This window comes from Bradyrhizobium sp. (assembly GCF_050014615.1).
Taxonomy (GTDB): Bacteria; Pseudomonadota; Alphaproteobacteria; order Rhizobiales; family Xanthobacteraceae; genus Bradyrhizobium.
This window is the reverse complement of the sequence record NZ_JBEKCZ010000058.1, coordinates 1-26338: the sequence shown is the minus strand read 5'-3', so window position 1 is coordinate 26338 and position 26338 is coordinate 1. Positions and strand designations below refer to the sequence as shown.

Below are 26338 nucleotides of genomic sequence, written 5' to 3'. Positions count from 1 at the left end.
CAGCGTCGCCATCACCGGCGCGACCTTGCTGTCGGGCACCGCGAGCACCACGTCAAACGACCTGGCGACCGGTATCACCGCCACCGATACGTTGGTTGTGAACGGCGTCACCTTTACCTTCGTCGCCGGCGCCACCAGCTCGGGCACCAGCATCGGCATCGGCGACTCCGTCACCGATCTGCTTTCCACGATCGACTCGGCAGCCGGCATCACGTCCAGCATCACTGGCGGCGCGATCACCTTGACGCCCGGTACCGCCGGGTTGACGCTTTCGGGTACCGCCCTGGCCAAGCTCGGCCTGACCTCGATCGGCAACAGCCTTTCCGGCCAGACGCTGTCGATTGCCTCCACTGGCGGCGGCGTAAAGACCGCCATCACCTTCGGCACGGCTGCTGGAGATATCTCGACGCTCGACGGGCTCAATAGCGCGCTGGCGGCGAACAACCTGCAGGCTACGGTCAGCACGACCGGCCAAATCAACATCGTGACCTCCAACGATGCGGCTTCGGCGACGATCGGCGCGATCACTGGTTCGGCTGCAACAGGCAGTGGTGTGTTCACCGGTTTGACGGTTGCGGGCCCGGTCGCCGATCCGGACTCGCTGGCCACACGCGCCGGCCTGGTCACGCAGTACAACAACGTGCTGCAACAGATCAACACTACCTCGCAGGACTCGTCCTTCAACGGCGTCAACCTGTTGAACGGCGATACCCTCAACCTGACGTTCGACGAAACCGGCGCTTCCAAGCTGGCGATCACCGGCGTCACCTTCAACGATTCCGGATTGGGTCTTTCGACTCTGAACGTCAACACCGATTTCCTGGACAGTAATTCGGCCAACACCGTGCTGTCGCAATTGACCCAGGCCAGCACCACGCTGCGCTCCGAAGCGTCGAACCTCGGTTCGAACCTGTCGATCGTGGAGATCCGTCAGGACTTCAACAAGAACCTGATCAACGTGCTGCAGACCGGCGCATCGAACCTGACGCTGGCCGATACCAACGAGGAAGCAGCCAACAGCCAGGCGCTCTCGACCCGCCAGTCGATCGCGGTATCCGCGCTGTCGCTCGCCAACCAGTCGCAGCAGAGCGTGCTGCAGCTGCTGCGCTGATCTCACTAGCCAGAATACAAGGCGAAACGGCGGGGGAAACCCCGCCGTTTTTGTTGTGACTGCGGTGCAGCACAGTTAGCGGAAGCGCGCCGAATTTTGCCCGGTTCCAAACACATTTGGTAACCGTCGATAACCATATTTTAAAGGCAACGAAGTTATAAAACTTGGGCAGTTCCAGAGTCCGCGTACTGCGTAAGTTCCCCAGTTGAGGTGTTGGATGTCTCATGCCGCTCAAGCCTATGCCCGCACGTCCCAAGCGACAGCACACCCCCGGGAAATTGAAGCGCAGGCGCTGCTGATGGCGGCAAGGAAGCTACTGGATGTCCAGACCAACTGGGCAGGTCCGGACAAGAACATGCACAAGGCGCTGCTCTTCAACCGGCGGCTGTGGACGATCTTCATGACCGCGGTAGACACCAACGACAATCCGCAGCCGATGCAGGTTCGTCAGAACATCGCCAATATCGGCTACTTCGTCATGCAGCGGACCATCGAGATGCAAATGAATCCGGATCCGGTGAAGCTGAAATCGCTGATCGACATCAATTGCAATATTGCGGCGGGACTCGCGGGCAAGGCCTGAGGCTGGCGCCGCCGCCGCGAACGGCACTCACCCGGATACTGCGCTCAGGCCGTGCGATCGGTGGCAAGAAGCCGCGTGGGCTCGTCCTTGGTCAGATCGAGGGTGTGGTAATAGGCGCGTCGGCGCAGCACCGCTTCGTCCGGAAACTGATTGACCACCTGGTCGGTTTGGCTATTGACGACCTGATAGACGATCGAGGCCGCGGCGCTATCGAAAAATGCCTGACGCGATATGTAAGCGCTTGAGCTCTGCGAATTGTTAGTGGTGCCAGCACTCGCGTCGGGCACCGTGACGCTCTGGCTAGCGGGCAATTCGGTCGCAACAGCATTGTCGGCCGCATCGCTCGCGACCTGCACAATAGGCGTTGCAACCGGTGCCCCCACCGGCTTGATGCTGAAATCCGTACTCATGGCAGCCTCCTGGCTTCCCTCGAGTAAAATCCCAACCCCTCTCCGTGTGCAATTATGAACTGCACCTCTCAACGCTAGGTTAGAGAACGCGCTGAATCTCGCGCTGACGCCGGCGCGAGAATTTTATGAAAAATGTCTGTATTGCGGGCAGCCCCCCGCGGGAAACGCTCAGAGCGAGCGGCTGACCGACAGCGGCGTGATGTGCCGCGGTCCCGGCGTCGCGCGCCGTCCGGCGGCCGTGTAGGTGTTGGGAATATTGCGGCGCTGCATTTCGGTGTTGACGCCGCGTATCACGCTTTCGGATACCGCATGCGCCGTGGCAAGCACCGTGAGGTTGATCTGCAGCATAGCGCGAAACACGTCGTGATGACGATGCAGCGTGGTCAGGAGCTCCGGCGCCGTCTGGGTCAGATATTTCTGGCTGGCCTTCAGGTGCGCGACCGCATGGACATAGCGGCGGGACAATTCCGTCTTCTTGGCTTCGGAGGCCATCGCCTCGCGAATCTTGCCGGCGCGGACCAGTTCGGTTTCCCGCTCGATGACGCCGAGCAGCGTGCTCATGGCATCCATCAGAGTCTCGGCGAGCTTGCGGGCCTCGGCGGGCGTCGATGCCATCGGGATCTGCGCCGGCGCCGGCTGTCGCTGAGGATGATGGTTCATGCCTGTTTCCCCTGGGTCTGGCTGGCGCTCTTGGCTTGCTGCATGATGAGTTCGCGATAGACGTCTTTGGAAATTCCGATACCGCCGGCTTTTGCGAACGACTTCGAATATTGTTCCGTCAGCATCGAGCGCCACACGCCGGTGCCCGTCGTGCTGCCGAACGGGCCCTCACCCGTGAGGCCGCTGGTCATCTGCGAGAACATCGAATTGATAAACATCCCCTCGAAATCCTGCGCCGTCGACTTGGCTTTGGCCTGCGCCTTCGGCGAGACCTTGGTCAGGGCGTCGGCGAAGTCATAATCGGGCCGGCCGTGGATCGTGGGAATCACGGTCCTGGAGAGCGCGCCGCTGTGGAGACTCGTGTTGACGCTGGTCTGCATCACATCACCTCGATGTCGGCCTGGATCGCACCGGCGGCCTTGATCGCCTGCAGAATGCTGATCAGGTCGCGCGGGCCGATGCCAAGCCCGTTGAGGCCGTCGACGAGCTGCTGCAACGATACGCCGTCCTTCACCAGTGCGAGTTTCTTGCCGTCTTCGGCAACCGAGACGCTGGAGCGCGGCGTCACCACGGTTCGTCCGCGGGACAGGGGATTGGGCTGACTGACCTGCGGGCTCTCGGAAATCGTGACGGTGAGGTTGCCCTGCGCCACGGCGACGGTGGCGACGCGGACGTCGCGGCCCATCACGATGATGCCGGAGCGCTCGTCGATGATGATCTTGGCGGCGAGGTCCGGCTCGACCTGCAATTGCTCGATCTCGGTCAGGAAGGCGACGACGTTGCCCTTGAATTCCGGGGGGATCGAAAGCTGCACGGTCGAGGGATCGATCGGTTCGGCGGTCTTGGCGCCGAGATAGTCGTTGACCGCGGCGGCGATGCGCTTGGCGGTGGTGAAATCGGCATTGCGCAGCGCCAGGCGCACATTGGGCAGCCGGTTGAGCGCGAATTCGATCTCGCGTTCGATGATGGCGCCGTTGGCAATGCGGCCGACGGTCGGCACGCCGCGGACGATCTTGGCGGCTTCGCCTTCGGCCTGGAAGCCGGAGATCGCGACCGAGCCCTGTGCCACCGCATAGACGTTGCCGTCGGCGCCGAGCAGGGGGGTGACGAGCAGGGTGCCGCCTTGCAGATTCTTGGAATCGCCAAGCGCCGACACCGTGACGTCCATCCGGGTGCCCTGGGTGCCGAACGGGGGCAAGTTGCCGGTGACCATTACGGCCGCGACGTTGCCGGTGCGGATGGTGGCGCCGCGGATGTTGACGCCCATGCGCTCAAGCATCGCCTGCAGCGATTGCTTGGTGAAGGGGATATTGTTCAGGGTGTCGCCGGTGCCGTTGAGGCCGACGACGAGACCGTAGCCGATCAGCTGATTCTGCCGCACGCCTTCGATATTGGCGAGATCCTTGATCCGGGAGGTCGCGCCGGCGGGAATAGCGGACAGCGCCAGCGCCACCAGCGCGGCACAGGCCACCCCCAACCTTCTTCCCGAATACACACTTGGCATCCTCTGCTCCCCGCTGAGGTCTTGGCTGGATCCGCCCATCACTCCCATGATTGGCGATCCGATACTTCCTATGCGAGTGCCGTGCCATGCTCTTTCGTAAGTTTAAGTTATTGATATAATTATATAAATTTTAAGATGGCGGTTGTGACCCGAGGTCGTCGCGACGGCGAAACTGCCTCCCGGCGGCAGATTTTGCCGGGCCATTTACGCTCCATTAACCATAAAGGGACGAAGCTGGTGACAGCACACGGCGAGAACAGCGATGCGCATCTACGGACCGAACGGCACCACCCTCGGGACTCCGGCGGCTAACATCAAGCGAACCAGCTCAAGTAGCTTTTCGCTGCCGGACGACGCGACGTCGACCGCGGAGACGCGCGCGGCGGTCGCGCCCAAGGCGTCGGCGAACATCGATGCGCTGCTCGCCATGCAGGGCATCGAGGATCCGGTCGAGCGGCGCAAACGTTCGGTGCAGCGCGGCAAAGGTGCGCTCGATGTGCTGGATGCTCTCAAGATTGGCCTGTTATCCGGCAATTTCGATGCTTCCACGGTCAGCCGGCTGCGTGACGCCGCCGCCAACCTCAAGACGTCCTCGGGCGACCCCGGCCTGGACGCGGTGTTGTCCGAGATCGAGCTGCGGGTCGAGGTCGAGCTGGCCAAAGCCGGTCAGTTCTGACGCCCGCCGGTCTTTAAGGATTCGCCTGGCCCCCGGAGTTCCCGAGGGAAATCCGGCGCTGCCCAGTTTCTCGCCTGTGGGCGATATTGTCTGTCACAACACGCCGCTATATAAGGCGCGCGCGGGCGGACCGTTTCCGCCCGGCGGGTGCCACCCGATTCGAAGTTCCTGGGTAGTTGCCGCTGGTCCGAACAGGAGCTTCAAATCGAAGATCGGCACTGGAAACATAAATTTATTAGTGCGCCTTTGTCTGCGAAGTTCGTGTAACAGGATGCCGCAAGGGATCACGAACTTCGGAAACGGGCACTCAAACGTACAGATGGGCTGGCCTTGGAAAAGTTGAAGAATTATCGACCCTCCGAAAAAGAGCCTTTCATGAACGACCGCCAGCGCGATTATTTTCGCGCCAAGCTGCTGGCGTGGAAGGACGAGATCCTGCGGGAATCGCGGATCACGTTGCAGACGCTCCAGGAAGAGAACGTCAATCACCCCGATCTCGCCGACCGCGCGTCCTCGGAAACCGACCGCGCCATCGAACTGCGCGCCCGTGACCGGCAGCGCAAGCTGATTTCCAAAATCGACGCGGCGCTGCAGCGTATCGACGACAACACCTACGGCTATTGCGAGGAGACCGGCGAGCCGATTTCGCTGAAGCGGCTGGAAGCCCGCCCGATCGCAACCCTTTCGGTGGAGGCGCAGGAGCGCCACGAGAAACGCGAGAAGGTCTATCGCGACGAGTAGGGCGCCCACGACAGGGACCGCCGATAGCGGTCGTCGGTTGTCGTTCCAAGCTACATTTCCGGACGTCGCCGCCCATGAACAGGATTGCAGCGGCCGCTCAGACCATCGCCTCCGCCCGTCTTGGCCGCATGCCGCTGTTGCCGCTGGACGCGGATATTGCCCCGCGTGACGAGGCCGAGGGCTATCGGATCCAGACCGCGCTTGCCGATCTGCTGTCGCCCGATTTCGGTGCGCTGGTCGGTTACAAGATCGGCTGCACCAGCGCGGTGATGCAGCAATATCTTGCCATCCCGCATCCCTGCGGCGGCCGCGTGTTCGCCAAAGGTGTTCACCAAAGCGGCGCGTCGCTGCATCACAAGGATTTCGTCCGCGTCGGCGTTGAATGCGAAATCGCCGCTCGGCTGGCGCGCGATCTCGCGCCGTCCACAGCACCTTTCACGGCGGACGTGGTCGCGCAGGCTGTCGAGGCCTATCTGCCCGCGATTGAAATCGTCGATGACCGCTATGTCGACTGGCAAACCCTGGGCGCGCCGACCCTGGTGGCCGACGATTTCTTCGCCGCCGGTTGCGTGCTCGGAAAACCCGTTGCGCGGTCCGTCGCCCCTGATCTGCTGGACGTGGTCGGCCGTGCCGTCGTCAATGGCGATGAGGCGGGACGGGGCAGCGGCGCCGACGTGCTCGGTCATCCGCATCATGCGCTGGCTTGGCTCGCCAACCGTCTCGCGGCCGCAGGCCAGGGCCTGCGTGCGGGCCAGATCGTTTTGACGGGAAGCCTCGTGAAGACGCTGTGGCTCGGCGCGGGCGACGAGGTCGCGATGGATCTGTCCGGGCTCGGGACCGTGACGGTGGATTTTCGCGGGTAGAGGTTTCGCGCCTTCTTCAGGCGCATGATCGCGAACCATCATGTCGCAAGACGCAAAAATGGCGCCGACGGGAATTGTCGGCGCCATTTTGTTTTTATGTCGAACGCGCGTCAGTTGGCCAAGGGATCCGGACGCATCTGCACCTTGAAGACCTTCGGCAGCGATTCCTTGCCGCCTTCGCTGTGGAAGTAGGCACGCGTGCCCGTCGTCGTCCACAGCGCACGGCCCTTCCAGCCGGCATTGGCATCGTCGATCCGGCCGTCGACGTTCTTGGCGAAGAAGCCCATGGGGTAGGGGATCCGGATATCGACGAACTTGCCGTCGACCAGAGCGAGCAGCGATTCGCTGCCATTGGCCATGGCGACCGGCACGTCCTTGCCAAGTCCAAGCGTGTTGTAGAGATCGACCCAGATGTAATAAGCGTGGTTGGCGCTGCCCTTTTCGCCGTCGATCCCCTTGAATTGAGGTCCGGGCATCCGGTACAGCGTCCAGCCTTCGAAGCATTGCTTGCCGGTGGCGGCATTCGGCCCCGAGAGCGGTTCCTTGCACTTGGACCGGTCAAAGCTCGCCATCTGTCCGCTCGAGAGTACGGTCCAGGCCACGCCTTTCGAATCGATGTCGACGCCGCGCGAACCATAGGTGCCCTCAGGCGACTGGAAAATCTCCGAGACCGCCGTCTTGGTCGGATCGCTTCCCGGGATCAGCCGGATCAGCAGGCTCGGTTGCGAAATGCGCGAGAAGCCCGGCCCCATCGCCTGACCCCAGATCACGTCACCCTTCGGGCTTGGCATGATGCCGTAAAACGCGGCCTTCACCCATTTATCCTTGGCGGGATCGGTCGGCTGATCGGCGTTGACGAAGGCCTCGCGCTTGCCGGTGCCGCTGACGTTGACGATGGTTGGCGTCCAGCCCTGCGACTTCATCGCGTCGCCGGTCGCTTCGAATTTCTTGACGTCGAGCCACCCGACGACGCCGCTGTAAGGCTGGCCCTGGCTGAACCAGAGCCTGTCGTTGGCGTCGAACAGCAGGTGATGGGTGTTGAAGCAGGTATCGATCAGCGTCCACTTGTCGGTCTTGGGATCATAGAAAGACGTTTGGCGGGCCGATTCCTTCAGCGGTGCCACCTGGGCTGATGGAAGATCCGACCCCTCCTTGCAACTGGCGGGATTGGGAGCCCGGCGAAGCCTTGCCGTGAACCAGACCCGGCCTTTCTCGTCCATCATCGGATTGTGGATGCTGGTGTGGCCGTCCCAGATCGGCTCGTCGCCCCAGAACACCGACGGCGCCATCGGGTCTTCCGCCGAGCTCGGTGTCTCCGGGTCGATAAAGGGATGCTTGATGAGCTTCGTCGTATTGTGAACGGGATCGAGCACCGGCACGAAATCCGAGCTTTCTTCCGGCGAGCCGTAGATCGGTCCGTTGGCATTCACCGTCGGGTTACGCTTGTCGGTCGAAACCTCATCATGCAGATACATGCCGTGCTTGCCCCATTCCCACGAGGTAATCACGACGTTGCGCTCGACGCCCTTCGGACGTTCCGGCTTATCGAACGGGAGTTCGCCGGCCGCGACCCGGTCGGTCCAGTCCGCAAACATCTTGTAGGCGCGCTCCGGCCCGAGCCGGCCCAGGGTCAGCGCCATGTTGTTCATGGCCTGGCCGGATTGCACGCGGCGTTCCCACATATCCTGCGAGTTCTTGAATTCGCCGAGCTCGGCCACATGGGGCGAGCGGATGTTCTTGCTGCCGAGCGCGTGGCACGACTGGCAGGAATTCTTGATGCTGTCGATCCAGGTGGCCTGTGAATCCATGCCGGCCGGGATTTTGTTCGGGTTTTTGTCCCCGCCCGGAAACTCGCTGGCGGCGGGTATCTTGAGCATCGAGTACCAGTACATGCCCGGATAATATTCCGCGGCGGCCGCGGCCGTCGGCGCGGGCTTGGCCTTCAACTCGATGGTCTTGCCCGGAGCGACATCCTGCTTGTCGGAGTCGACCAGCCCGTAGCCGCGTACCCAGACCTTGTAATTGGCCGCAGGCAGCTCGGGAATGACGAATTGCCCGTCATCGTTGGTGACGACGGATTTGGCATATTTGGTCGGAAGATCGGATGTTTCCGCGATCACCCAGACCCCGGCTTCGGGTCCGTTGGGGCCGGTGACCCGCCCGCCGATGGCATTTGCGCTGACGTTCAGCTTCGTCTGTGCGAGGAGCGGACCGCTAAAGACCGTCATGAGCGACATAATGGCGAGCGCGCAGAGGCCAGCACGCTGATGACGATGTAAATTCATGCTAGTTGCTCCCGACAGCAGTGGGGTTTCGGCGCCCCAACGTTTTTGCGACAATGTGAGATCATGTCTGGTATTTTGGATAACATCGGCTGGATCGGGTGTGCTTGTCAACGCGGCTTCCACATCCGGGACCATGCTGCGGCGCGAACGCGGAAGATTTTCCGGTGCTTTGCCAGCATTTTCCGGAAAACGCCGGGGCCATTGACCGCGGCCGCCATTGGCATCCAGCATCCACGCCCGACCTTCGATGGAATTCCGCAACTATTGAAATCTTGGGAAACAAAAAAGCATATGGCGATACCAACTTTGGATGGCGCCGCGATTTTCGCGCAACTGGCTGAACCAAATCACAATTCGGTCATGGAACCGGAAGTCGCTGGACTGTGTCCGATTTGTAACTTCCCTTGATGAAGCGCTGTGTCAGTTTGCGTGCCGCACAGATAAAACATGGAGAAAAACCGTGAACGTGATCGACTGCGAATGGAATGGTTCGCGCGAGTTTTCGGATCTGTATCTGCGGTTATTGAGTGCGGCGCTTGACGAAACCAATTCGTCGCTGTCGCCGCGGATGCGGGAGTGCAATCTGGCCGCCCATGTCGCCCGCGGAATTTCGATGGCCGATATGGTTCCTGAATCATTTCGCCGCCGGGGATAGTTCGCGATCAGGGATTCGATATGGGGAAACGCCGATTCTTTGATCATCCCTCGGCTTTGACGGTGGCTGAGATCATTTCGCTGACGGGAGCCGAAGCCGGCGACGGCGCGCGCCTTTCGCATCTCATCACCGATGTCGCGCCAATCGATCTGGCCGGGCCGACCGATCTGACCTTCATCGAGAGCAACAAATATGCCGATGCGCTGGCGACGACGCACGCCGGAGCCTGTCTGATGCCGCCGCGCTTCGAAAGCCGGGCGCCGGGCGGCCTGATCGTGCTGCGCGCGCACGAGCCCTACCGCGCTTTCGTCGCCGTGCACAGCGAGCTTTATCCGCAATCGCTGCGCCCGGCCTCGCTGTTCGAGGCTAGCGATATTGCGCCGGGCGCGAGCGTTCATCCGACCGCCCGGCTCGAGAGCGGGATCACGGTCGATCCGGGAGCGGTGATCGGCCCGCGCGCCGAAATTGGCGCCGGAAGCATCGTCGCCGCGACCGCGGTGATCGGACCGGACGTGTTGATCGGCCGCGACTGCGTGATCGGCGCCGGCTGCTCCATCACGCACGCGCTGATCGGCGATCGCGTGGTGATCCACCCGGGTTGCCGCATCGGGCAGGACGGGTTCGGCTATGTCGAAGGCGCCGGACGGCGGAAGATTCCGCAAACCGGCCGCGTGATTATCCAGAACGATGTCGAGATCGGCGCCGGGACCACGATCGATCGTGGCGGCATCCGGGACACCACGATCGGAGAGGCCACCAAGATCGATAATCTCTGCCAGATCGGCCACAACGTCGTGATCGGCCGGCATTGCGTGGTGGTGGCTCAGTCCGGATTGAGCGGCAGCGTGACGCTGGAGGATTTTGCCGTGCTCGGGGGCGCCGTTGGCCTGGCGCCGCACGTCACCATCGGCCGCGGAGGGCGGGTTGCCGCGCGCTCGGGCGTGATGAACGATGTTCCGCCGGGAGAAACCTGGGGCGGCTATCCGGCCCGGCCGAGAATGCAATGGATGCGCCAGCAGGCGACGCTGGCCCGTCTCACCACGTCAGGCGATAAAATCCCGGTTCGCCCGACACGTCCCGACGAGAGTTGAAGGCCGCGGCCTTACCCGAAAGGCCGGCGGTTACGTGCACCCATCGGCAAGCACCAGTTTACTCGTCGTCGTGGCGTGACGTACCTTGAACAGGTCCTGAATCCTGGGGTCGCCCAGAAAGGCTTCTGCCTTTTCGCGTTCTGGAAACTCGATGATGACCAGGCGTTCGGGTTTCCAGTCCCCTTCAATGATCGTCGGCTGGACCCCCTGCACGATGTATTTTCCTGAATGTTTTGCGATGAAGGCAGGGATTTCGGCGATGTATTTTCTGAAACCGCCGAAGTCGTTCACCGACAAGTCGAGCACCAGATACGCTTTCATGGCTTACCCCTTCATTGCTTGCCTCGCGAACCCCGATCAGACCAATTGAAGCGCGGTCCCGGCGAACGGCCTAGCGGTTGGGCAACTGGATGGCCGCGCAGTTCTTGTTGTGGGCCAGCATGCAGTCTTCCTGGCGCGAGATGTCGATCAGCTTGCTCAGGAACAGATAGCCCAGCACCAGCGCGGCCGCGACCGCCACCAGGATGATGGCCAGCATCGCACTGGAAACCGGTGGCGCTTCGTGCGGATGGCTGCGGCTGGAAGGTTTGCCCGGTGGCGCCGTCCCGCCGCTTTGATTCGTCGACATGGTTTCTGCCTTCGGTCGCGGCGGCCGGTTCGGACTGCGCTGGATCATCGCACCTTTTCGCCGGTGATTCTATAAAAGACAAATGAATTGACCCATTTGCAGGCGACACCGACCGTAATCCCGACGACGGTGTCGACGAGGCGCAGGATCGGCTGCAGCTCAGGGTTCTGCGGGTTACCCGCCGCGACGATCATGATCACGGCGATCGTTATGGCGGTCAGGCCCGTCTCATCGCGCTGGCCGATCAGCATCATCAGCAGCACGCCGATCGCGATCAGCGCCGCCATGCCAATGATCGTCGCGGGCAACAGCCAGAGATAGATCAGACACAAAGCGAAGCTGGCGAATGTCGCAATCAGGCGCGCAATTCCGGCCGACAGACTGTGGGCGCGCGAATCCTTGTAGACGAAGACGGTGGAAATCACCGCCCATAACACACCAACGGATGTGCTGGGCCAGCCGAACCAGTGCGGAAGCAGAAAGGCCATGACCCAGTAGGTGATGAGACATGCGATGGCCATGTCGACGGCATAGGCGATATCCCACGACGAGAGTTTTGAGAATTTCATGCGCCTTTTACCATTGCGCCCCCGGCGTGATGCCGCCCTTACGCCTTGCGTCCGACATCCGGGGAGAAGGTCTTTCGTCGTTTGAAGACGACAAGGACAATGCCCAGAAACACGATGACAGCCGCGGCCACGCCGCCGCGGGCGAGCATGAGCAGCGCAGAGGCGGGCCCGCCCCGGCGCACCTCGGCGACCTCCGCTTCGGTGATGGTGGTGTTGGCCGACCCGTAATGGGTGAGCACGTAGTTGCCCAGCACCGCGATGTCGCGATCGCTGAGGGGATTGGCGTCGGTCGGGTGACCGCCGAAGCCGGGCATGAAGGCCTGTCGCCCCGCTATCGTGCGATCCACGCCGTACAGGATGGCGGCAACAAGATTGGTCGCGTTTTTCGCGCCCGTTGCCGAGTTCTGGAACAGGCTCGGATAGTAGCCGTCCTTGCTGCCTTGAGCTTCAGCCGAATGGCAGGAGGCGCAATTGCCTTGAAACAGGACGGCGCCGGCGGGATCGGTCGCATCGGACGTGATGCCGTCGCGTCCGCGCAACGCTGCGAGCTCGGAAGACGCTTTTCCGGCCGTGAAGCGGGAACCATTGTCACCGGGATCGTGGACGGCCGGAACGCTCTTGACGTAAGTCGCGATCGCATCGAGATCGGACGCCGTGAGGTGCTGGAAACTTTTTTCTACCGCTTCGCCCATGCTTCCGGCAGCCTGCGCCTTTCGCGACAAATGTCCCGTGCGCAGATACGCCACCAGATCTTCCTTGCTCCAGCTTCCAATGCCGCTGGTCGGATCCGACGTGATGTTGGGCGCGTACCAGGGCCCGACTTGCGCGCCCGACAACGCGCGGCTGGTTTCCTCCTGCATCAAAAAACCGCGCGGCGTATGGCAGGTCGAGCAATGCGCGGCGCCCTCGACCAGATAGGCGCCCCGATTCCATTCCGCCTGTTGATGCGGATCCGGTACGAAGGCTGCCGTGTTCCGGAACAGCAGGTTCCAGCCCATCATCGACGCGCGGATGTTCATCGGAAACGGCAGCGCGGTGGGCGGCGCCCGCTGATCGACGGGCTTTACCGCCTGCGTGAAATAGACATAGAGCGCATGCGCGTCGTCTTCGGTGAAAATCGCATAGGACGTGTAGGGCATTGCGGGATAGAGGTTGGCGCCATCGCGCCGAACCCCGCGGCGAAGCGCGCGCGAAAATTCTTCCTCGGTGTAAAGCCCGATCCCGAACTCCGGCGACGGCGTGATATTGGTCGAGTAGATGGTGCCGAGCGGCGTCGAGATCGGCAGCCCGCCGGCAAAGGGCTTGCCATCAGGCGCGGTGTGGCAGGCCCCGCAATCCGCGGCCGTCGCCAGATACTCCCCACGCGCGATCACGGCAGCCGTTTGATCGGGCGGACCGGCCGCACAGGAAATGCCGGTCACCACCATTGCGGCGAACAAGACCAGCAGCGCAGCGATGCCATGACGGGACTTGCTCAAGGAATTGCCCAAGGAATTGCCCATGATCAGCCGTGCTTGAGTTGATCGGCGATCGCGTCGGCCGCCTTCAGCGCCAGCGCCGCCATGGTGAGCGTGCTGTTGGAAGCCGTCCCGCTCGGCATCGCGCCGCCGCCGGGCAGGAACAAATTGTGATGATCATGCGCGCGACAGTCGGCATCGACGACCGCCGTCGCCGGATCGCTCCCCATGATGCAGCCGCCCATGATGTGGTCGCTGTTGAGGAACTCCTGGGATAGCTGGAAATTGGTGGCACCAAGTTCGGCTGCAAGCTTTTGCAGCAAAGGTACGGTGTATTCCTTGGCGCTTTGGCGCACATAGTCGCCGACGTCGTAATAGATGTTCGGTTTGTTGATACCGAGCCAGTCCTTCTTGTCCGACAGCGTCAGACGGTTGTTCGGCGAAGGCAGCGGTTCGTGCTCGACGCTCAACCTGGCGGTACAAGCGGAAAGCCGCCTGATCTCTGCATCCAAGGCCTTCCCCACCAGGCTCTTTTTCAGCGCGGCGGCGGCGCCGAGCGGACTGCGGGCGAAGTTCTCCATGCGGAACATCGCCCCCGCATAGCGGCTGCGGAATTCACCCTGCGTCGTGTTGAGGATGCTGCTGCTCTGAACCGGCCCGACGCCTGTCCACAGCGGTTCCCCGAGTTCCAGGTCCGCGGTGAGCTTCGGTTGATCCATCATGTTGCGCCCGACCTGATCGGAGCTGTTCGCGACGCCGTTGGGATTGCGCCCGTCCTTCGACAGCAGCAGCAGCTTCGGCGTCTCGATCCCGTTGCAGGCAATCACGAAGATCCTGGCCGTGACCCGGTGCGAGCTCTTCTGTGGATCGAAATAGTGAACCGCTTCGATCGAATTCTTCTCGCCCGTCTCGATTCGATAGACCACGGCATTGGCCAGGATCTTGCCGCCCTTGGCCTCGATCTTCGGCAAAGCCGTCGCCGCGTCGTATTTGGCGGCGATCGGACAGACCGGAAAACAATTGTTGTTGCCGCAACAGGCCGGCCGGCCGTGGTAGGAGACGCCGCTGTTGCGCGCCTGAGGCGCCGGCAGGTTGATCAAGCCGATTTTGGCGGCCGCCTCGGTGAGACGATGCTCACCGGGACCGAAGGGCGTCGGTCCCATCGGGTAGGGTTTGGAGCGTTTTGCATTTGGCGGCCATTGCAATGCGGGGTCGGACGGACCGCACACGCCGATCGCATATTCGGCGGCGGTATAATAGGGCTCGATGACGTCATGGCCGAACGGCCAGTCCCGGCCGACGCCGTAAAGGCTGTTGAGGCGCATGTCTTCGGGAGACAAGCGCCAGCACAGTCCGGCCCAGTGCCAGGTCGCGCCTCCGGCATAGCGGACGTAGCCCTGGAGATAGGCGCGGGCATTCGGCCCTTCCAATTGCAGGTATTGCTCTGACTCTTTGTCCCGGCGGGTTTCGAGATGCGGCGCCCATGGTTTCGGCGGGTAGGGCGCGTCCCAATGAAACAGCCGAAGGCTCGGCGGCAGGTTCCGGTAATTCTCGACGATGCGCCAGCGGTCGACGCGAGGGCCGGCTTCGAGCATCAGCACCGACAGGCCGGCGTCCAGGGCCCTTTCTGCGACCAGGCAACCGACCACTCCGGTTCCCACGATGACGACATCTGCGTTGGAGTCACTCGCCATCTGGACAATCCGCTATGGTCTTCGCGCGCACCGGATCAAAATTTGGGCATGTCGCTGAGAGGGGGAGCGTTGGCGGTCCACCCGTTCGGTCCTGAGACCGCGTAGGAGGGGATGGTCATGACGTCGCTGGTCGGCCCGTACATCAGCGCATATTCCAAGGCGACCACCTCGGCATCGGGCGCGTCGGACACGACCCCCAGATACCAGGCGGAAATAATCGCCAGCGCAGTGTCCCGCAGCGGACCCTCCGGCACGTCGGGAAAGAAGTCCTCGACGATCTGCGCGTTCTTTTGTTTTGCGATGGCAAGGAGCCCGGCCACGTGCTCCGACAATGACGGATTGAGCGCGCTCATCAAAGCGCCAATGCGCTTGCCGATCGCCTCGTTGAGGCGATGAGGAATCAACAGCGACGAAATTTCGAAAAACCGCGCCGCCGATTCCTCGGACCATGCGGCCGCGGCCGAACCGGGCGGCAAGGTCGCGAGTGCGGCGAGCCCGCCAACAACGAGCGCCCCTACCAGAACCTCGCGGCGATCAGGATTGCCAGCAAGGTTGCAAGCAAGTTTGAATGCCGTGGGACAGTCATCGCGGTCCGGGTCAATGCGGTCCGGGTCAAGCATGGTCCTGCACCTCGCCGGTTTCTAATTCAGTTGGTGCACGATCCGTGCTCTCGATCGCCATCAGTTCCCCGATCAGGTACGAAACTGTCAATCGAGCCGGCCAAGTGTTGCTCCAGCCAGGCAAGACGTCAAGTGAAGCCCGACGTAATCGGCAAATTGCGCTCGCGGATTTTCAGCCTCGGATCATGTTATAGGAGCGATTGCCGCCTATCACATGGGCGCGGCGCCGATTTGTTGAAGCAGCCCCAACAAGTCCGGCTGTCCGCGTTCCCCAACGATTTGTCTGTCGGACCAGTGGTAGAAGTTCATCGCCTGCACGGCGATTTTCTTTCCTGTGGGCGGCACGCCGAAAAAGCTCCCTTGATGCGTGCCTCTCATGGTGAAGCGTGCCGCAACATTGTCCCCTTCGGTGATCGTCTCCTCGAGAGTCCACTGGATGTCGGGAAAGCCACCGCGCATCATTCCGATGATCTCAAGATATCCGGCCGGTCCGACCAGCGGCTCGGGGCGACCGGGAACGTGAAATATTGCCTTCGGGGAGATTAGCTCGTCAGCGAGCTTTTCGCTCGCGGTATTAATGAACTCGACGAACCGCTGCATGAGGAACTTGTTTTCCATTTCTGTTCTCCTGGATATCCGGCGTTGGTGAGTTTAGGTGATGTTGAACAGCTTGGCGGCGTTTGTCCTGCCGATCTTCAGGCGGTCGTCCTCGCTGATCGAGGCGCTGTCGAACCAATCCGCGCCCTCCTGCATCGACTCATAGGGGTAATCGACGGAGAACATCACTCGATCCGATCCGACCTCGCCGATGGTGTCGAGGAGGGTCTGGGTGCGGAAGGAGCCCGCCGTGGTGATGAAGAAGTTGCGGCGAAGGTATTCGGTCGGTCGGAGCACGTGCTTTCCGTGGCTCCCATTGTTGACGTGACGCAGGCGGCTCTCCAGGCGTGGCAGGGTAAAGGGCAATGCCTCGCCGAGGTGGCCGAGGATTACCGTCAGGTTCGGGTATTTATCGAACAGCCCGCTCAGGATCAGCCGTACGGCGTGCGTCGAGGTCTCGATGCCGAAGCCCCAGGGGGCGCCGACGAGCGCGGGATAGCCGGCGTACATGCGCTGCTGGTTCGGCATCGGGATGCGGGGGTGCAGGTACACCGGCACATTCAGGGCCGCGACGCGCTCCCAGAACTCCCAGACGGGAGGCTCGTCCAGGTAGCGCCCTTCGTTCTCGTCGTCGATATTCGTGTAGCCGTTGACCAGCGCCCCCTTGGCCCCGAGCGTCTTCACGGCCCGCTCCAGCTCGTCCGCCGCGGCGCGCGGGTCCTGCATCGCCACGGCGGCGAAACCGTAGAGGCGACCGGGCGCGTTCTTGACGAAGAAATTGGCGATGTGATCGTTCGTCCGCTTGGACATCTCGACGGCCTTGTCCTTGTCGAGGATCGCCTCGATGCCCGGCTGCGTGAGTGATACGATTGTCGCGCCGATGCCCGCCTTATCCATGCCCTCGAGCCGGAGCTTGTAGTCCTGCAGGCGCCGCTCGACGTCCTGGAAATAGTCCTCCCGCACGAACGGGTGGCTGCCCGTGGCGGGGAAGTCGGGAGACTCGATATGCTCCTCAAGCGCGATCTTCTTGGCGACGCGTGGCGCCGGCACCGTGAATGTGGGCCGGTCGTCCGTCTTGATCTCTCCGCCTGTGCCCGCGGGTGCCTGGGCTCGATCCTGAGCACCGGCGGATCCGGGCATCGCGCCGATGATGGCTGCGCCCCCTAGCGCGGCTCCTGCTCGCAAAATATCTCGACGTTCCATAAGACTCTCCTGTTCGGTCCAGGGAGGCTGCTGAGTGCCTGCTCGGGACTGCCATGCGTTTGACTTCCGCAAACATCGGGCTTCGTCACGCTTGACGGAATAGGCCTAAGTGGGAGAATACTGCGGACAAAATGTCCGCAATTGCCAACCTCGAATCTATGAGCGGCCTGGTGGCGTTCGTCGCATCGGTGGAGACCGGCGGGTTCGCCGCGGCTGGCCGGCGTCTGGGTGTGTCCGCCTCCGCGGTCGGCAAGGCGGTTGCTCGCTTGGAGGGGCGGCTTGGCGTCAGGCTTCTCCAGCGTACGACCCGCTCCATCGCCTTGACCGGCGAAGGCAATATCTTTTTTGAACGCGCCACACGTATCATCGAAGATGTCCAGGAAGCCGAGAATGCAATCGCCGAGACGCGCAGGTCCCCGCGAGGACGACTGAAGGTGAGCATACCAGCGGCCATGGGCCGCCGCGTTATCGTTCCGGCGCTCGATCAATTCATCGCCGCCTATCCCAACGTCACGCTCGATGTAAGTCTGGATGATCGCATGGTGGACATGGTCGAGGGGGGCTTTGACCTTGCCTTGCGCACCGGCGAACTAGAAGACTCGCGCCTGGTTGCCCGAAAGCTCGCGCCGCACCGCTTCGTTACCTGCGCGTCTCCCTCTTATCTCGAACGACGGGGCGCGCCCGAGACGCCCGATGACGTGCCCAATCACACCTGTCTTCGTCTTCGGTTTCCCACGTCGGGCCGACTGGAATATTGGGCCTTCAAGGGGTGGAAGGCTCCTGGGCGACCACCAAGCGGGCCTGTGTTCAACGACAGCGAGGCCGTAGCGCTGGCCGCTATTGCCGGCCTCGGCCTTGCCCAGCTGCCCCACTACCTGGCGGCGCGCGCCATCGCGGATGGACGCCTTCGCACTGTACTCGCCGATCATGCAGTCGATCGAGGTGGTATTTGGCTGGTATGGCCGCCGGTGCGCACAGAAAGCCCGCGGGTCCGCGTTTTCGCGACGTTTCTGACGAGGTTGATCGAATCTATCTGATGCCGCCGCATCGAAGACAGCGTCATCGTGTGTTTCGTGGTGCCCAAGCGTCGGGCTAAACTTGCCTCGCAACGTATTCGCGCCCGTGGCGCCGCGCGCAGCCGCTGGACGGATGTGGAAAAAACCCGCCGCCGTATCCTTTCCCTGATTTTTCCATTCCACAAATCAGGCCGGCGAGCTTATAGGCAGGTATGATCTTGCGCCGCTCCCGCTTCGTTCATCAGCTGCCTGTTGGCAAGGATCGCACCCTGATCGTCCACGCGATCAGCCATATGCGTTTGCCTGCCGATGGCGATATCAGCACGCTGATCGATTATTTTGCGCAGCCGCGCCGGGTTCCGGAAGATTGCGACGCCATGGCGGCGCTGATCGCGAAGCCGCATGAGACGGCGGCGGATCTGCGCGATGTCGTGGAGCGCACCGTGATGGAACTGCAGTCGCGCCAGATCCTGACCGAACAGACGCCGGAGCAGGAACTGGCTGATATCGGCGCCGAGCTTGCGTCCAAGCATGGCCGCGACCCCGCCGAAATGCTCGAGCGCTATCGGCGCGAGTTGAAGGAGGGCGCGGCCTCCTACTGGGCGGTCGGCGCCGCCTACGGGCTCGATGATTTCGGCGCCACCCGGCGGCGCGTCGATGCGGTGCTGTTCGGCGATTGCGATATCCAGATGGAAGCCGACTTTCTGCGCCGCGAAGCCGCGCGCCGCGGCATCGATCTGCATGTCTCCGCGACCTTCCCCGACGACATTCGTTTTGCCGGCGAACGCAAGCATGATGTGGTTTTCATCGGCGCGCTGCGGGCCCGCCACCTCGTCGCCGAGGACATCGACGGCTATAACCCGCATGCGGCCTATATCGGGCATACCACCGAGCTTCTGAGCAAGCTGCGCGAAGTGACCTCGGCGCCGATCCTGATCGACAATCTGCCGGAGCCGACGGTGCAGCCGCTCGGCCTCGCCGAACGCGGCGTGAAGGGACACCGCACCAGGTTCCGGCTGACCAATGTGGCGCTGGCCGAACTCGCGAGCGCCTTTTCCGACGTCTATGTGATCGATGTCGCGGCCGCGCTGGCGGGCGTCGGTTCCGAACGGCTGCTCGACGACGGGCAGGTGGGCTTTACCCATTTCGGCTCGCCGGGATGGATGCTGCAGCGGCCGGAAAATGAAAAGGCTGCCGTTCACGGCATCTTCCCGGATACCGCGCCGCTGGTTCAGGCGCTGGGCGGTGATCCCTATGGCCGCGAAACTGTGATCGCGGAAAAACACATCGACGCGCTGGTGACCGTGATGGGGATCGGGCGCAAGAAATGCGTGATCCTCGACCTCGACGGCACCTTGTGGCCGGGCGTGCTCGCGGAAACCGGCAGCCCGTTTGCATGGACGCCGGAAATCAGCGGCGCCTTCTCCTATATCGGCCTCTATTTCGGCCTGCACGAAGCGTTGCTCTGTCTCAAGAAGCGCGGCATCGTGCTGGCCTGCGTCAGCAAGAATGACGAAGCCACGGTGCGCGAGCTGTGGAAATATCCGGATCACTATCCGGCGCAGCGGCTGCTCACGCCGGATGATTTCGTGACCTGGCGCGTCAACTGGGACGACAAGGTCGGCAATATCCGCTCGATCGCCGAGGAACTCGGATTCGGGCTCGATACCTTCCTGTTCATCGATGACAAGGCCGTTGAACGCGACCGCGTCCGGCAGCGATTGCCGGAGGTCGAGGTCTGGGGCGAGGATCCCTTCAGCCTGCGCCGGCGCCTGCTCAACGATCCGCGCTTGCAGATTCCGGTCATTACCGCGGAGGCGGCCGCGCGCAGCACGCTGGTCAAGGCCCAGATCGCGCGCCAGCAATTGCGGACCGAGACGCTGGGGGAGGCGCAATATATCGAGTCGCTGCGCATTCAATGCCGGGTCGAGCGTCTTGATCCGGCCTCGACCAAACTGGAACGGGTCGGCGAGCTGTTTTCGCGCACCACCCAGTTCAACACCACGGGCCGCAAATTCTCGTCGGGCGAATTGGCGGCACTGGCCGGAAATCCGGACACCCGCCTGTTTGCGATCGACGTGTCGGATCGCCTCGGCGATCATGGCCTGGTCGGCGCCGCCGTCATCACCGAGGGCGAGATCGTGGGCTTCGCGATCAGTTGCCGCGCGCTCGGGATGGGCGTCGAGCACACCTTCCTGCGTCACGTTCTGGACGAGATGAAGGGGACGCCGCAGACCCTGCGCGGGCGCATCATTCCGACGCCGCGCAATATCCCGGCCCGCAACATCTATCGTGACAACGGCTTCTCGGAACGCGAAGACGGGCTTTGGGAGTTTACAAAGCCGGCGGCGGGCTGAGTTCCAAAGCGTTTTCGAACCAGCGGGTCTCGCCAATGCGCGCCCGACGACAGGCTCCGTGGGTACCGGTTCGCGCCGGGAAAACGCGTCAAAACCAAAAATTTGAGCCTAATCGGTCTTACTTTGCTAACGATAAGCGACGATCGGTATCCTGTGCAGCACTTTCATTAAGTCGGATACACTACGAAATCGATCGGTAATGAATCCACCGGGGAATTTGCCGTGTCTACCGATCGGTTTCTCAAGCAGCGGGCCGTCAATATCGCTGTTGACGGTCATTACACGCTCTCAAACTGGTATGATCCCGAAGGAAAGCTTCGTACCTTCCGCTGCCGCACCACGCGTGTTTCGCCGTACCGGATGATGGTCGACGTGCCTGTCGTCGGCAAGGTCGGAGATACCCTCACATCCTACTTCCGCGATTTCGGCAAGCTCGATGGCCGCATCAGCGACACCAGGCCGGGCTGCTTTCTGCTCGAACTCGATGTGACTTACGCGGTGCGTCAGAAGCTCTCGGACAAGCTCACCTGGCTGGAAGAGAAGCAGAAAGATCCGCAAATTATCGATCTGAGGAAGGAGCCGCGCGTGATCCCGGCCCATCCCCATTCGACCCTGACGCTGGCTGACGGCACCATCCATCCGTGCTTTATCATCGACATGTCGGTCACGGGCGCCGCCGTTTCCGCTGAGTTGCAGCCGAAGATTGGAACGCCGCTTGCCGTCGGCGCCTGCGTCGGCCGCGTCACCAGGGTTTTTCCCACCGGTTTTGCGGTCAGGTTCGTCGAAAGACAGAAACAGCACGAGCTCGACGGGCTCGTCCTCATCGCCCGGCCGATACCGGCGCCTCAAGCCCCCGTCGCAAAGGCCGCGCCCGAACGCGAGGACGCCGCGGCCGAGCCAACCGAGGCCTAGGGTTTCGGTTCCGATCGAACCGGCGCCGCGCAATATCCCGGGCCGCGACATCTATCGCGACAACGGCTTCTCGGAACGCGAAGACGGGCTTTGGGAGTTTACAAAGCCCGCGGCGGGCTGAGTTCCGATTCTGGATCGATCGCGCCCTGGGATTTTCATTGCCGCCATCGAACAACGCCGCAGCACGCTTTGCATCGTCTCTTTCGGCCGGCGGTTTTGTGATAATAAAATTCCGCCGCCGGTCCGAAGGGGAAGGCTATGCGCGTTTCGGTACTACTGGCCGTGGGGGCGATGTTGCTCGCGAATGCGGGACCGCTTCGCGCCGCGAATGACTGGGACGATTGCAAGGCAGGTTTGAGCGATCCGGACCGCGCCATTGCGGGCTGTACGCGCCTGATCGATAGCGGCTGGGAAACCGTGCATTATCGCGCCATGGCCTACGCCAATCGGGCCGGCGCTTACGTCAACAAGAAGGACAACGACCGCGCCATCGCCGACGCCAGCGAGGCCATCCGGCTCGATCCCGGACTGGCTTTGGCCTATACCAACCGCGCCGGCGCCTATGTGAACAAGGGCGACGCCGACCACGCCATCGCTGACGCCACCGAGGCGATCGGCTTCGATCCCGGATACGGGCCGGCCTTTGCCAACCGGGCCGCGGCTTTCCTCAAGAAGCGCGACAACGACCGCGCCATTGCCGACACCACCGAGGCGATCCGGCTTGTCCCTGACTACGCCCTTGCCTTCGCGACCCGTGCCGGGGCTTACCTCGGCCAAGGCGACAACGACCGCGCCATCGCGGACGCCAGCGAGGCGATCCGGCTCGATCCCGCGATCGCCTATGCCTTTGCCAACCGCGCCGCGGGCTATGCGAATAAGGCCGACCGCGACCTTGCTATCGCCGATTACAGCGAGGTGATCCGGCTCGATCCCCGCAACATGAGCGCGTATTTCAATCGCGGGCGCGCCCATCTGCTTAACCGTGCGCTGCCCAGGGCGGCTGCCGATTTCAGCCAGGCGAGCCAGCTTGCGCCAAGAGACCCCTATGCGGCGCTGTGGCTCGACATCGCGGGGCAGCGCAGCAATCTTCCGAGCCGGTTGCCGCAGGCGGTCACCAGGATCGACATGACGGCCTGGCCGGCCCCGGTGATCCGGCTGTTCATGGGGCAGTTAACGCCAGCCGCGGTGCTTGCCGCCGCCGAGCATCCCGATGCGACCGTCAAGCTCGGCCATATCTGCGAGACCAACTTCTACAGCGGCGAATTTGCGTTGCGCGGGGCTGACACCGCCGAGGCAAAACGCCTGTTCGGCCTGGCGGCGCGCGACTGTCCGAAGAGCTTCGCCGAATGGGAAGGGGCCACTGCGGAACTCAGGGCACTCGGCGTGACGCCGTGAGCTTGAGGTCAGGTCTGTCCTGAGACCACGTCTTGCCCCCCGTGCGCCTCGCTGGGTATGGTGACACTCATCAAACTTTGGGGAGGGTTGAAAATGAAAGCTTCCATTTTGTGCTTCCGCGCCGCCGTGCTGCTGGTTATCGCCGGCATGCTTTGGGGCATCGTGATGGGGATCAGCGAGGATCATTCCACCATGCCGGCCCATGCCCACCTCAATCTGCTGGGCTGGGTGTCTCTCTTTCTCTTCGGTATTTATTATCACCTGCACCCCGCCGTCGATCGCAGCAGTCTGGCTTCGCTGCAGGTCTGGATCTGGATTGCCGGCACGATCGTCATGACCATCGGCGTAGGTCTGGTGCATTCAGGGCACGCCATCGGCGATCCGATCGCCGCGGTATCCTCGCTGATTGTGCTTGCCGATACGCTGCTGTTTGGCTGGCTGGTTTTCCGCCGCGCGCCGTCCGAATTGGCTAACCCCCGATCGAGTGTGCCCGCTGAGTGAAGGACAGCCCTGAAGCGACTGTCGGGAGCGGGGCGATCGCCGCGCGTTGGGGAGCGCGTTCAGTTCGCCTCCGCCCGGCCTAGAAAAGACCGGCTCCGAGATCGAAACCGCAAGCGGCCAGAAGCAGGGACACCGACAGACCGGCGCCACAAAAGATCGCGATCATCGTGAGCGGCCCGACATCAGATCGGGTTTTCGGAAACGGGTGCGAGAGCACCTTTGCGAGTGCAGCCATTGGCGTATCCCGACCTTAGATCCACCGGTGCTGGTGCTTGAGCATGTCGGCCAGATATTGCTTGCAGGACTGCTCGTAGAGCAGGCTGATGATGAGTGCCCACATGATCGAACCCCGTTGTTGATCGGGGGCGACGCTATCGCGGGTCTGTTTCAGGTCCGCTTCGTCGGGGCGGAAAAATGGTTTCGTCGGGCGGTTGGCGTCGGCCACGCGCCCGCTCTGTAACTGCGGGTTAATCGTTCTGGCCAACCATGGCGGGTTTTCCATTGGGGCCCGGGGCTCGATGAATTATCAAGCGTTCACCAATGACAGCCTGACCATGATGTACGAGGCCGCGCGTGGCGCGCTGGCGGCCGACGACGCCTTGAAACGGCAGGGTATGGCAACCCGATTCCGCGTTCGGGAGACGCCCGACTGGAAAAAGCACGCCGCCGATCTCGAACAGGAAATGCTCACCCGTGGCATGTTCTTCGATGTCATCAACTGGACCGAAGGTCAGGCCACCCTTCCCTTTGACGAGTGAGGGCGCGGGGGGCTGATTTGTTAAGCAAAAGTTAACCATAGCCAGCCTAGTTTTTCGCAAACAGGCAATGCAACGCTTCAAGGCAACGCTTAGCGAAAGTTCGACCATGATCGACCATCAAGCAGCCGGTAATCGCGTGGTTCTGGGTGATCCGGTGCCGTGGTTCAGCGCGCCGCTGGTGACCGGCGGATCGTTTGATCTGCATGTCAGCGCCGGCCGCTGGGTGGCGCTGAGCTTCCTGGGCTCGCCGGCCAATCCGCGGGCCATGGCCGAACTCGCCGAGCTCGCGAGCGCGAGTGCTGCGCTCCATGAGGACCATGCCATCATCGGCTGCGTCTTCACCGCGCCGCCGGCCGATATCGCCAGTCTCGCCGCGATCAGCAACAGCAAGCTTTTCTGCCTCGCCGATTATGACGGCGCGATCACCCGCGCGTTCGGCGCGCAGGAGATGCCGCGCACCGTCGTGCTCGATCCGATGCTGCGGGCGATCGCCGATATCGCCTGGGACAACCCGCAGGGCCATGCGCAAACCGTTCGCAATGTGCTGGGCGGTCTTCCGGCGGTCGATGATTCCGCCGGGGTGCCGATGTTCGCCCCGGCGCTGATGGTGCCGCGCGTTTTCAGTTTCGAGATCTGCGACTTCCTGGTCCAGTTCTATGACCAGCAGGGCGGCGTGGATTCCGGCTTCCAGTTCGACGTCGCCGGCAAGACCACGACGCTGTCCGACTGGCGGCTCAAGCGCCGCAGCGACGTCGCGGTGGCGGCGCCCGAGGTTCGCGAACTCGTCCGCGGCCAGATCGTGCGCCGGCTGGTTCCGGCGATCGAGCAATTCTTCCAGTTTCGGGCGACGCGCATGGATCGCTGCATCGTCGCCTGCTACGACAGCGAGGTCGGTGGCCATTTCCATCGTCACCGCGACAACGTCAACGCCGGCGCCCAGCATCGGCGCTTTGCGGTCTCGATCAATCTCAACAACAATTTCGAAGGCTGCGACCTGATGTTCCCGGAATTCGGCCGCAAGGCCTACCGGCCATCGGAAGGCGGCGCCCTGGTGTTTTCATGCGGCGCGCTGCATCAGGTGACGCCGGTCACCAAGGGGCGGCGCTATGCCTTCCTGGCGTTCCTGTACGGCGAGGAAGACGTCAAAAAGCGCGAAGCCAACAATGCCAGGCTGCATTTCGGCGAGACGCTCTATACCAGCGGGCAGGACCGGTTGTTTCCAGAGGAAGCGCAGTCGCAGGACGTCGCCGCGGTAGCGTAGCCGCCGGCGATTGATGTCGTCATCCGAACGGACGCCGTAGGGTGGGCAAAGGCGCGTTCGCGCCGTGCCCACCGCAACACATGCACCTCAAGATGGGCACGAAGAGCGGATACATACCGCATCGCCTGTTCTAGCGCGTTCGTCAAAGTCGCGACGCAGCACCGATATCAGGCGTTTTGCCAAGGGTGACGAAGCCGTCGTCGTCGGCCGTGCTCGCCGTTCGACTTAAAAAAACAACAGCCAAAAGGGCTGCACTGATAGCTGCCATCAGCAGCGGAGCCGGCTGAATTTCTGATTTCGGCAGCAGCAATGTTCCGGGCATCATGACCACGCGCGGCCGCGGGTGCGCCAAGCGCCCGGCATTCCCCGCGCCCTCTGTTTGGAGGGACAAGGTTCATGCACACAACTCGGGCGTATCGCGCCGCGGGAAAGCGGAGTCACGTTCCCTAATCGTCATGCCCCGCTTCAAGCGGGGCATCCAGTACGCCGAGGCGTTTCGTACAAGCACGAACCGTCCGTGGAATACTGGATCGCCCGGTCATCCGGTCTAGGACGCGCTTCGCGCTTTTGCCGGGCGACGACGCCAGAGTAAGCTGTTTGAAACATGAATCGGAATCAAACCAGCGCACGATGCCGCGCTCGCCGCGCCCGCCAAAACGAGCACGGCCCCCGCCAGGGGAGCTGACGGAGGCCGCGTAGTACATCTCATCACGCCTAGGTTCGCGACGAGATGTGGGAGCTCGTTTCCGTTAAGGCGGGCCTCGACGTTTTCCGGGAGCCGGAAACCGTTT

31 protein-coding genes are annotated in these 26338 nt (G+C 62.5%); 15 read left to right on the top strand and 16 right to left on the bottom strand.

Features of this window, described 5'->3' with window-relative positions; translation table 11 throughout:
• On the top strand, positions 1 to 1111 hold a 1111-nt coding region (locus tag ABR948_RS11975), incomplete at its 5' end, for a flagellin (protein ID WP_428117588.1).
• Positions 1112 to 1328: 217 nt separating this feature from the next.
• On the top strand, positions 1329 to 1694 hold the full coding sequence (flaF, locus tag ABR948_RS11970; protein ID WP_428117585.1) for a flagellar biosynthesis regulator FlaF: 366 nt from the start codon (positions 1329 to 1331) through the stop codon (positions 1692 to 1694).
• Positions 1695 to 1738: 44 nt separating this feature from the next.
• Here flaF and ABR948_RS11965 read toward each other — a convergent pair whose 3' ends face one another.
• The 4 genes from ABR948_RS11965 to ABR948_RS11950 all read right to left on the bottom strand — a co-directional run bounded on the left by ABR948_RS11965 (position 1739) and on the right by ABR948_RS11950 (position 4268).
• Positions 1739 to 2104, bottom strand: coding sequence for a hypothetical protein (locus tag ABR948_RS11965; protein WP_428117582.1), 366 nt, complete (start codon positions 2102 to 2104; stop codon positions 1739 to 1741).
• Positions 2105 to 2272: 168 nt separating this feature from the next.
• Positions 2273 to 2764 (bottom strand): hypothetical protein, encoded by a 492-nt coding sequence (locus ABR948_RS11960; protein ID WP_428117579.1) that lies wholly within the window; start codon positions 2762 to 2764, stop codon positions 2273 to 2275.
• Positions 2761 to 3144, bottom strand: coding sequence for a flagellar assembly peptidoglycan hydrolase FlgJ (gene flgJ / locus ABR948_RS11955; RefSeq protein WP_428117576.1), 384 nt, complete (start codon positions 3142 to 3144; stop codon positions 2761 to 2763). Before flgJ ends, ABR948_RS11960 begins: the two co-directional genes overlap by 4 nt.
• The gene (locus ABR948_RS11950) at positions 3144 to 4268 is read right to left on the bottom strand and encodes a flagellar basal body P-ring protein FlgI (RefSeq protein ID WP_428117574.1); all 1125 of its coding nucleotides are present in this window, start codon (positions 4266 to 4268) and stop codon (positions 3144 to 3146) included. The genes flgJ and ABR948_RS11950 overlap by 1 nt, the downstream gene beginning before the upstream one ends.
• Positions 4269 to 4530: 262 nt before the next feature.
• On the opposite strand from ABR948_RS11950, the gene ABR948_RS11945 reads away from it, so the two are divergent.
• The 3 genes from ABR948_RS11945 (at position 4531) to ABR948_RS11935 (ending at position 6548) form a co-directional block, all read left to right on the top strand.
• A complete protein-coding gene (locus ABR948_RS11945) occupies positions 4531 to 4944 on the top strand; it encodes a flagellar assembly protein FliX (protein WP_428117571.1) in 414 nt (137 codons plus the stop codon).
• A gap of 375 nt (positions 4945 to 5319) precedes the next feature.
• Positions 5320 to 5685 (top strand): RNA polymerase-binding protein DksA, encoded by a 366-nt coding sequence (gene dksA, locus ABR948_RS11940; RefSeq protein ID WP_154072547.1) that lies wholly within the window; start codon positions 5320 to 5322, stop codon positions 5683 to 5685.
• A 74-nt stretch (positions 5686 to 5759) separates the two neighbouring features.
• Positions 5760 to 6548, top strand: coding sequence for a 2-keto-4-pentenoate hydratase (locus ABR948_RS11935; RefSeq protein ID WP_428117567.1), 789 nt, complete (start codon positions 5760 to 5762; stop codon positions 6546 to 6548).
• A gap of 110 nt (positions 6549 to 6658) precedes the next feature.
• Here the strand turns inward: ABR948_RS11935 and ABR948_RS11930 are convergent, their stop codons facing one another.
• On the bottom strand, positions 6659 to 8833 hold the full coding sequence (locus ABR948_RS11930) for a carboxypeptidase-like regulatory domain-containing protein (protein WP_428117565.1): 2175 nt from the start codon (positions 8831 to 8833) through the stop codon (positions 6659 to 6661).
• Positions 8834 to 8896: 63 nt separating this feature from the next.
• Here ABR948_RS11930 and ABR948_RS11925 point away from each other — a divergent pair, with 63 nt between their 5' ends.
• The 3 genes from ABR948_RS11925 to lpxD are packed head-to-tail and all read left to right on the top strand — an operon-like array spanning position 8897 to position 10579.
• Positions 8897 to 9241, top strand: coding sequence for a hypothetical protein (locus tag ABR948_RS11925; protein WP_428117562.1), 345 nt, complete (start codon positions 8897 to 8899; stop codon positions 9239 to 9241).
• Between the two features lie 52 nt (positions 9242 to 9293).
• Complete coding sequence (locus tag ABR948_RS11920; protein WP_428117560.1) at positions 9294 to 9488, top strand: hypothetical protein; 195 nt, start codon at positions 9294 to 9296, stop codon at positions 9486 to 9488.
• A 20-nt stretch (positions 9489 to 9508) separates the two neighbouring features.
• A complete protein-coding gene (gene lpxD / locus ABR948_RS11915; protein WP_428117557.1) occupies positions 9509 to 10579 on the top strand; it encodes a UDP-3-O-(3-hydroxymyristoyl)glucosamine N-acyltransferase in 1071 nt (356 codons plus the stop codon).
• 30 nt (positions 10580 to 10609) lie between these two features.
• Here lpxD and ABR948_RS11910 read toward each other — a convergent pair whose 3' ends face one another.
• The 8 genes from ABR948_RS11910 to ABR948_RS11875 form a co-directional block, all read right to left on the bottom strand.
• Complete coding sequence (locus ABR948_RS11910; RefSeq protein ID WP_428117554.1) at positions 10610 to 10900, bottom strand: DUF1330 domain-containing protein; 291 nt, start codon at positions 10898 to 10900, stop codon at positions 10610 to 10612.
• A gap of 70 nt (positions 10901 to 10970) precedes the next feature.
• On the bottom strand, positions 10971 to 11207 hold the full coding sequence (locus tag ABR948_RS11905; RefSeq protein ID WP_428117551.1) for a hypothetical protein: 237 nt from the start codon (positions 11205 to 11207) through the stop codon (positions 10971 to 10973).
• A gap of 44 nt (positions 11208 to 11251) precedes the next feature.
• Entirely contained in the window at positions 11252 to 11776 is a 525-nt protein-coding gene (locus ABR948_RS11900; RefSeq protein WP_428117549.1) for an FUSC family protein, read from the bottom strand.
• Positions 11777 to 11814: 38 nt separating this feature from the next.
• Positions 11815 to 13254 carry a c-type cytochrome gene (locus ABR948_RS11895; RefSeq protein ID WP_428117546.1) on the bottom strand — a complete coding sequence of 480 codons (1440 nt, stop codon included), beginning with the start codon at positions 13252 to 13254 and terminating at the stop codon, positions 11815 to 11817.
• Positions 13255 to 13280: 26 nt separating this feature from the next.
• Complete coding sequence (locus ABR948_RS11890) at positions 13281 to 14927, bottom strand: GMC family oxidoreductase (protein WP_428117543.1); 1647 nt, start codon at positions 14925 to 14927, stop codon at positions 13281 to 13283.
• A 35-nt stretch (positions 14928 to 14962) separates the two neighbouring features.
• On the bottom strand, positions 14963 to 15547 hold the full coding sequence (locus ABR948_RS11885) for a sugar dehydrogenase complex small subunit (protein WP_428117540.1): 585 nt from the start codon (positions 15545 to 15547) through the stop codon (positions 14963 to 14965).
• Positions 15548 to 15757: 210 nt separating this feature from the next.
• A complete protein-coding gene (locus ABR948_RS11880) occupies positions 15758 to 16165 on the bottom strand; it encodes an ester cyclase (protein WP_428117538.1) in 408 nt (135 codons plus the stop codon).
• A 33-nt stretch (positions 16166 to 16198) separates the two neighbouring features.
• Positions 16199 to 17347: an amidohydrolase family protein gene (locus ABR948_RS11875; protein WP_428117535.1), complete on the bottom strand. Its 1149-nt coding sequence runs from the start codon at positions 17345 to 17347 to the stop codon at positions 16199 to 16201.
• A 131-nt stretch (positions 17348 to 17478) separates the two neighbouring features.
• Between ABR948_RS11875 and ABR948_RS11870 the strand changes: the two genes are divergently transcribed.
• The 5 genes from ABR948_RS11870 to ABR948_RS11850 all read left to right on the top strand — a co-directional run bounded on the left by ABR948_RS11870 (position 17479) and on the right by ABR948_RS11850 (position 23528).
• Positions 17479 to 18384 carry a LysR family transcriptional regulator gene (locus ABR948_RS11870; RefSeq protein WP_428117532.1) on the top strand — a complete coding sequence of 302 codons (906 nt, stop codon included), beginning with the start codon at positions 17479 to 17481 and terminating at the stop codon, positions 18382 to 18384.
• 197 nt (positions 18385 to 18581) lie between these two features.
• A complete protein-coding gene (locus tag ABR948_RS11865) occupies positions 18582 to 20720 on the top strand; it encodes an HAD-IIIC family phosphatase (RefSeq protein WP_428117530.1) in 2139 nt (712 codons plus the stop codon).
• Positions 20721 to 20942: 222 nt separating this feature from the next.
• A complete protein-coding gene (locus ABR948_RS11860; protein ID WP_428117527.1) occupies positions 20943 to 21632 on the top strand; it encodes a PilZ domain-containing protein in 690 nt (229 codons plus the stop codon).
• Between the two features lie 258 nt (positions 21633 to 21890).
• Positions 21891 to 23027 (top strand): tetratricopeptide repeat protein, encoded by a 1137-nt coding sequence (locus ABR948_RS11855; RefSeq protein WP_428117525.1) that lies wholly within the window; start codon positions 21891 to 21893, stop codon positions 23025 to 23027.
• 57 nt (positions 23028 to 23084) lie between these two features.
• On the top strand, positions 23085 to 23528 hold the full coding sequence (locus ABR948_RS11850) for a hypothetical protein (RefSeq protein ID WP_428117522.1): 444 nt from the start codon (positions 23085 to 23087) through the stop codon (positions 23526 to 23528).
• A gap of 79 nt (positions 23529 to 23607) precedes the next feature.
• Here the strand turns inward: ABR948_RS11850 and ABR948_RS11845 are convergent, their stop codons facing one another.
• On the bottom strand, positions 23608 to 23763 hold the full coding sequence (locus ABR948_RS11845) for a hypothetical protein (protein WP_428117520.1): 156 nt from the start codon (positions 23761 to 23763) through the stop codon (positions 23608 to 23610).
• Between the two features lie 15 nt (positions 23764 to 23778).
• Complete coding sequence (locus ABR948_RS11840) at positions 23779 to 23973, bottom strand: hypothetical protein (RefSeq protein WP_428117517.1); 195 nt, start codon at positions 23971 to 23973, stop codon at positions 23779 to 23781.
• A 73-nt stretch (positions 23974 to 24046) separates the two neighbouring features.
• Between ABR948_RS11840 and ABR948_RS11835 the strand changes: the two genes are divergently transcribed.
• Positions 24047 to 24286 (top strand): hypothetical protein, encoded by a 240-nt coding sequence (locus ABR948_RS11835; RefSeq protein ID WP_428117515.1) that lies wholly within the window; start codon positions 24047 to 24049, stop codon positions 24284 to 24286.
• A 106-nt stretch (positions 24287 to 24392) separates the two neighbouring features.
• The gene (locus ABR948_RS11830) at positions 24393 to 25547 is read left to right on the top strand and encodes a 2OG-Fe(II) oxygenase (protein ID WP_428117509.1); all 1155 of its coding nucleotides are present in this window, start codon (positions 24393 to 24395) and stop codon (positions 25545 to 25547) included.
• A gap of 142 nt (positions 25548 to 25689) precedes the next feature.
• Here the strand turns inward: ABR948_RS11830 and ABR948_RS11825 are convergent, their stop codons facing one another.
• Positions 25690 to 25872: a hypothetical protein gene (locus ABR948_RS11825; protein ID WP_428117507.1), complete on the bottom strand. Its 183-nt coding sequence runs from the start codon at positions 25870 to 25872 to the stop codon at positions 25690 to 25692.
• Between the last annotated feature and the right edge of the window lie 466 nt (positions 25873 to 26338).

Excerpts from the sequence above, each read along its gene's own strand:
- flaF (WP_428117585.1), top strand. The coding sequence starts at position 1,329 with ATGTCTCATGCCGCTCAAGCCTATGCCCGCACGTCCCAAGCGACAGCA.
- ABR948_RS11965 (WP_428117582.1), bottom strand. The coding sequence starts at position 2,104 with ATGAGTACGGATTTCAGCATCAAGCCGGTGGGGGCACCGGTTGCAACG.
- ABR948_RS11960 (WP_428117579.1), bottom strand. The coding sequence starts at position 2,764 with ATGAACCATCATCCTCAGCGACAGCCGGCGCCGGCGCAGATCCCGATG.
- flgJ (WP_428117576.1), bottom strand. The coding sequence starts at position 3,144 with ATGCAGACCAGCGTCAACACGAGTCTCCACAGCGGCGCGCTCTCCAGG.
- ABR948_RS11950 (WP_428117574.1), bottom strand. The coding sequence starts at position 4,268 with ATGCCAAGTGTGTATTCGGGAAGAAGGTTGGGGGTGGCCTGTGCCGCG.
- ABR948_RS11945 (WP_428117571.1), top strand. The coding sequence starts at position 4,531 with ATGCGCATCTACGGACCGAACGGCACCACCCTCGGGACTCCGGCGGCT.
- dksA (WP_154072547.1), top strand. The coding sequence starts at position 5,320 with ATGAACGACCGCCAGCGCGATTATTTTCGCGCCAAGCTGCTGGCGTGG.
- ABR948_RS11935 (WP_428117567.1), top strand. The coding sequence starts at position 5,760 with ATGAACAGGATTGCAGCGGCCGCTCAGACCATCGCCTCCGCCCGTCTT.
- ABR948_RS11930 (WP_428117565.1), bottom strand. The coding sequence starts at position 8,833 with ATGAATTTACATCGTCATCAGCGTGCTGGCCTCTGCGCGCTCGCCATT.
- ABR948_RS11925 (WP_428117562.1), top strand. The coding sequence starts at position 8,897 with ATGTCTGGTATTTTGGATAACATCGGCTGGATCGGGTGTGCTTGTCAA.
- lpxD (WP_428117557.1), top strand. The coding sequence starts at position 9,509 with ATGGGGAAACGCCGATTCTTTGATCATCCCTCGGCTTTGACGGTGGCT.
- ABR948_RS11910 (WP_428117554.1), bottom strand. The coding sequence starts at position 10,900 with ATGAAAGCGTATCTGGTGCTCGACTTGTCGGTGAACGACTTCGGCGGT.
- ABR948_RS11905 (WP_428117551.1), bottom strand. The coding sequence starts at position 11,207 with ATGTCGACGAATCAAAGCGGCGGGACGGCGCCACCGGGCAAACCTTCC.
- ABR948_RS11900 (WP_428117549.1), bottom strand. The coding sequence starts at position 11,776 with ATGAAATTCTCAAAACTCTCGTCGTGGGATATCGCCTATGCCGTCGAC.
- ABR948_RS11890 (WP_428117543.1), bottom strand. The coding sequence starts at position 14,927 with ATGGCGAGTGACTCCAACGCAGATGTCGTCATCGTGGGAACCGGAGTG.
- ABR948_RS11885 (WP_428117540.1), bottom strand. The coding sequence starts at position 15,547 with ATGCTTGACCCGGACCGCATTGACCCGGACCGCGATGACTGTCCCACG.
- ABR948_RS11880 (WP_428117538.1), bottom strand. The coding sequence starts at position 16,165 with ATGGAAAACAAGTTCCTCATGCAGCGGTTCGTCGAGTTCATTAATACC.
- ABR948_RS11875 (WP_428117535.1), bottom strand. The coding sequence starts at position 17,347 with ATGGAACGTCGAGATATTTTGCGAGCAGGAGCCGCGCTAGGGGGCGCA.
- ABR948_RS11870 (WP_428117532.1), top strand. The coding sequence starts at position 17,479 with ATGTCCGCAATTGCCAACCTCGAATCTATGAGCGGCCTGGTGGCGTTC.
- ABR948_RS11855 (WP_428117525.1), top strand. The coding sequence starts at position 21,891 with ATGCGCGTTTCGGTACTACTGGCCGTGGGGGCGATGTTGCTCGCGAAT.
- ABR948_RS11850 (WP_428117522.1), top strand. The coding sequence starts at position 23,085 with ATGGTGACACTCATCAAACTTTGGGGAGGGTTGAAAATGAAAGCTTCC.
- ABR948_RS11845 (WP_428117520.1), bottom strand. The coding sequence starts at position 23,763 with ATGGCTGCACTCGCAAAGGTGCTCTCGCACCCGTTTCCGAAAACCCGA.
- ABR948_RS11835 (WP_428117515.1), top strand. The coding sequence starts at position 24,047 with ATGAATTATCAAGCGTTCACCAATGACAGCCTGACCATGATGTACGAG.
- ABR948_RS11830 (WP_428117509.1), top strand. The coding sequence starts at position 24,393 with ATGATCGACCATCAAGCAGCCGGTAATCGCGTGGTTCTGGGTGATCCG.
- ABR948_RS11825 (WP_428117507.1), bottom strand. The coding sequence starts at position 25,872 with ATGATGCCCGGAACATTGCTGCTGCCGAAATCAGAAATTCAGCCGGCT.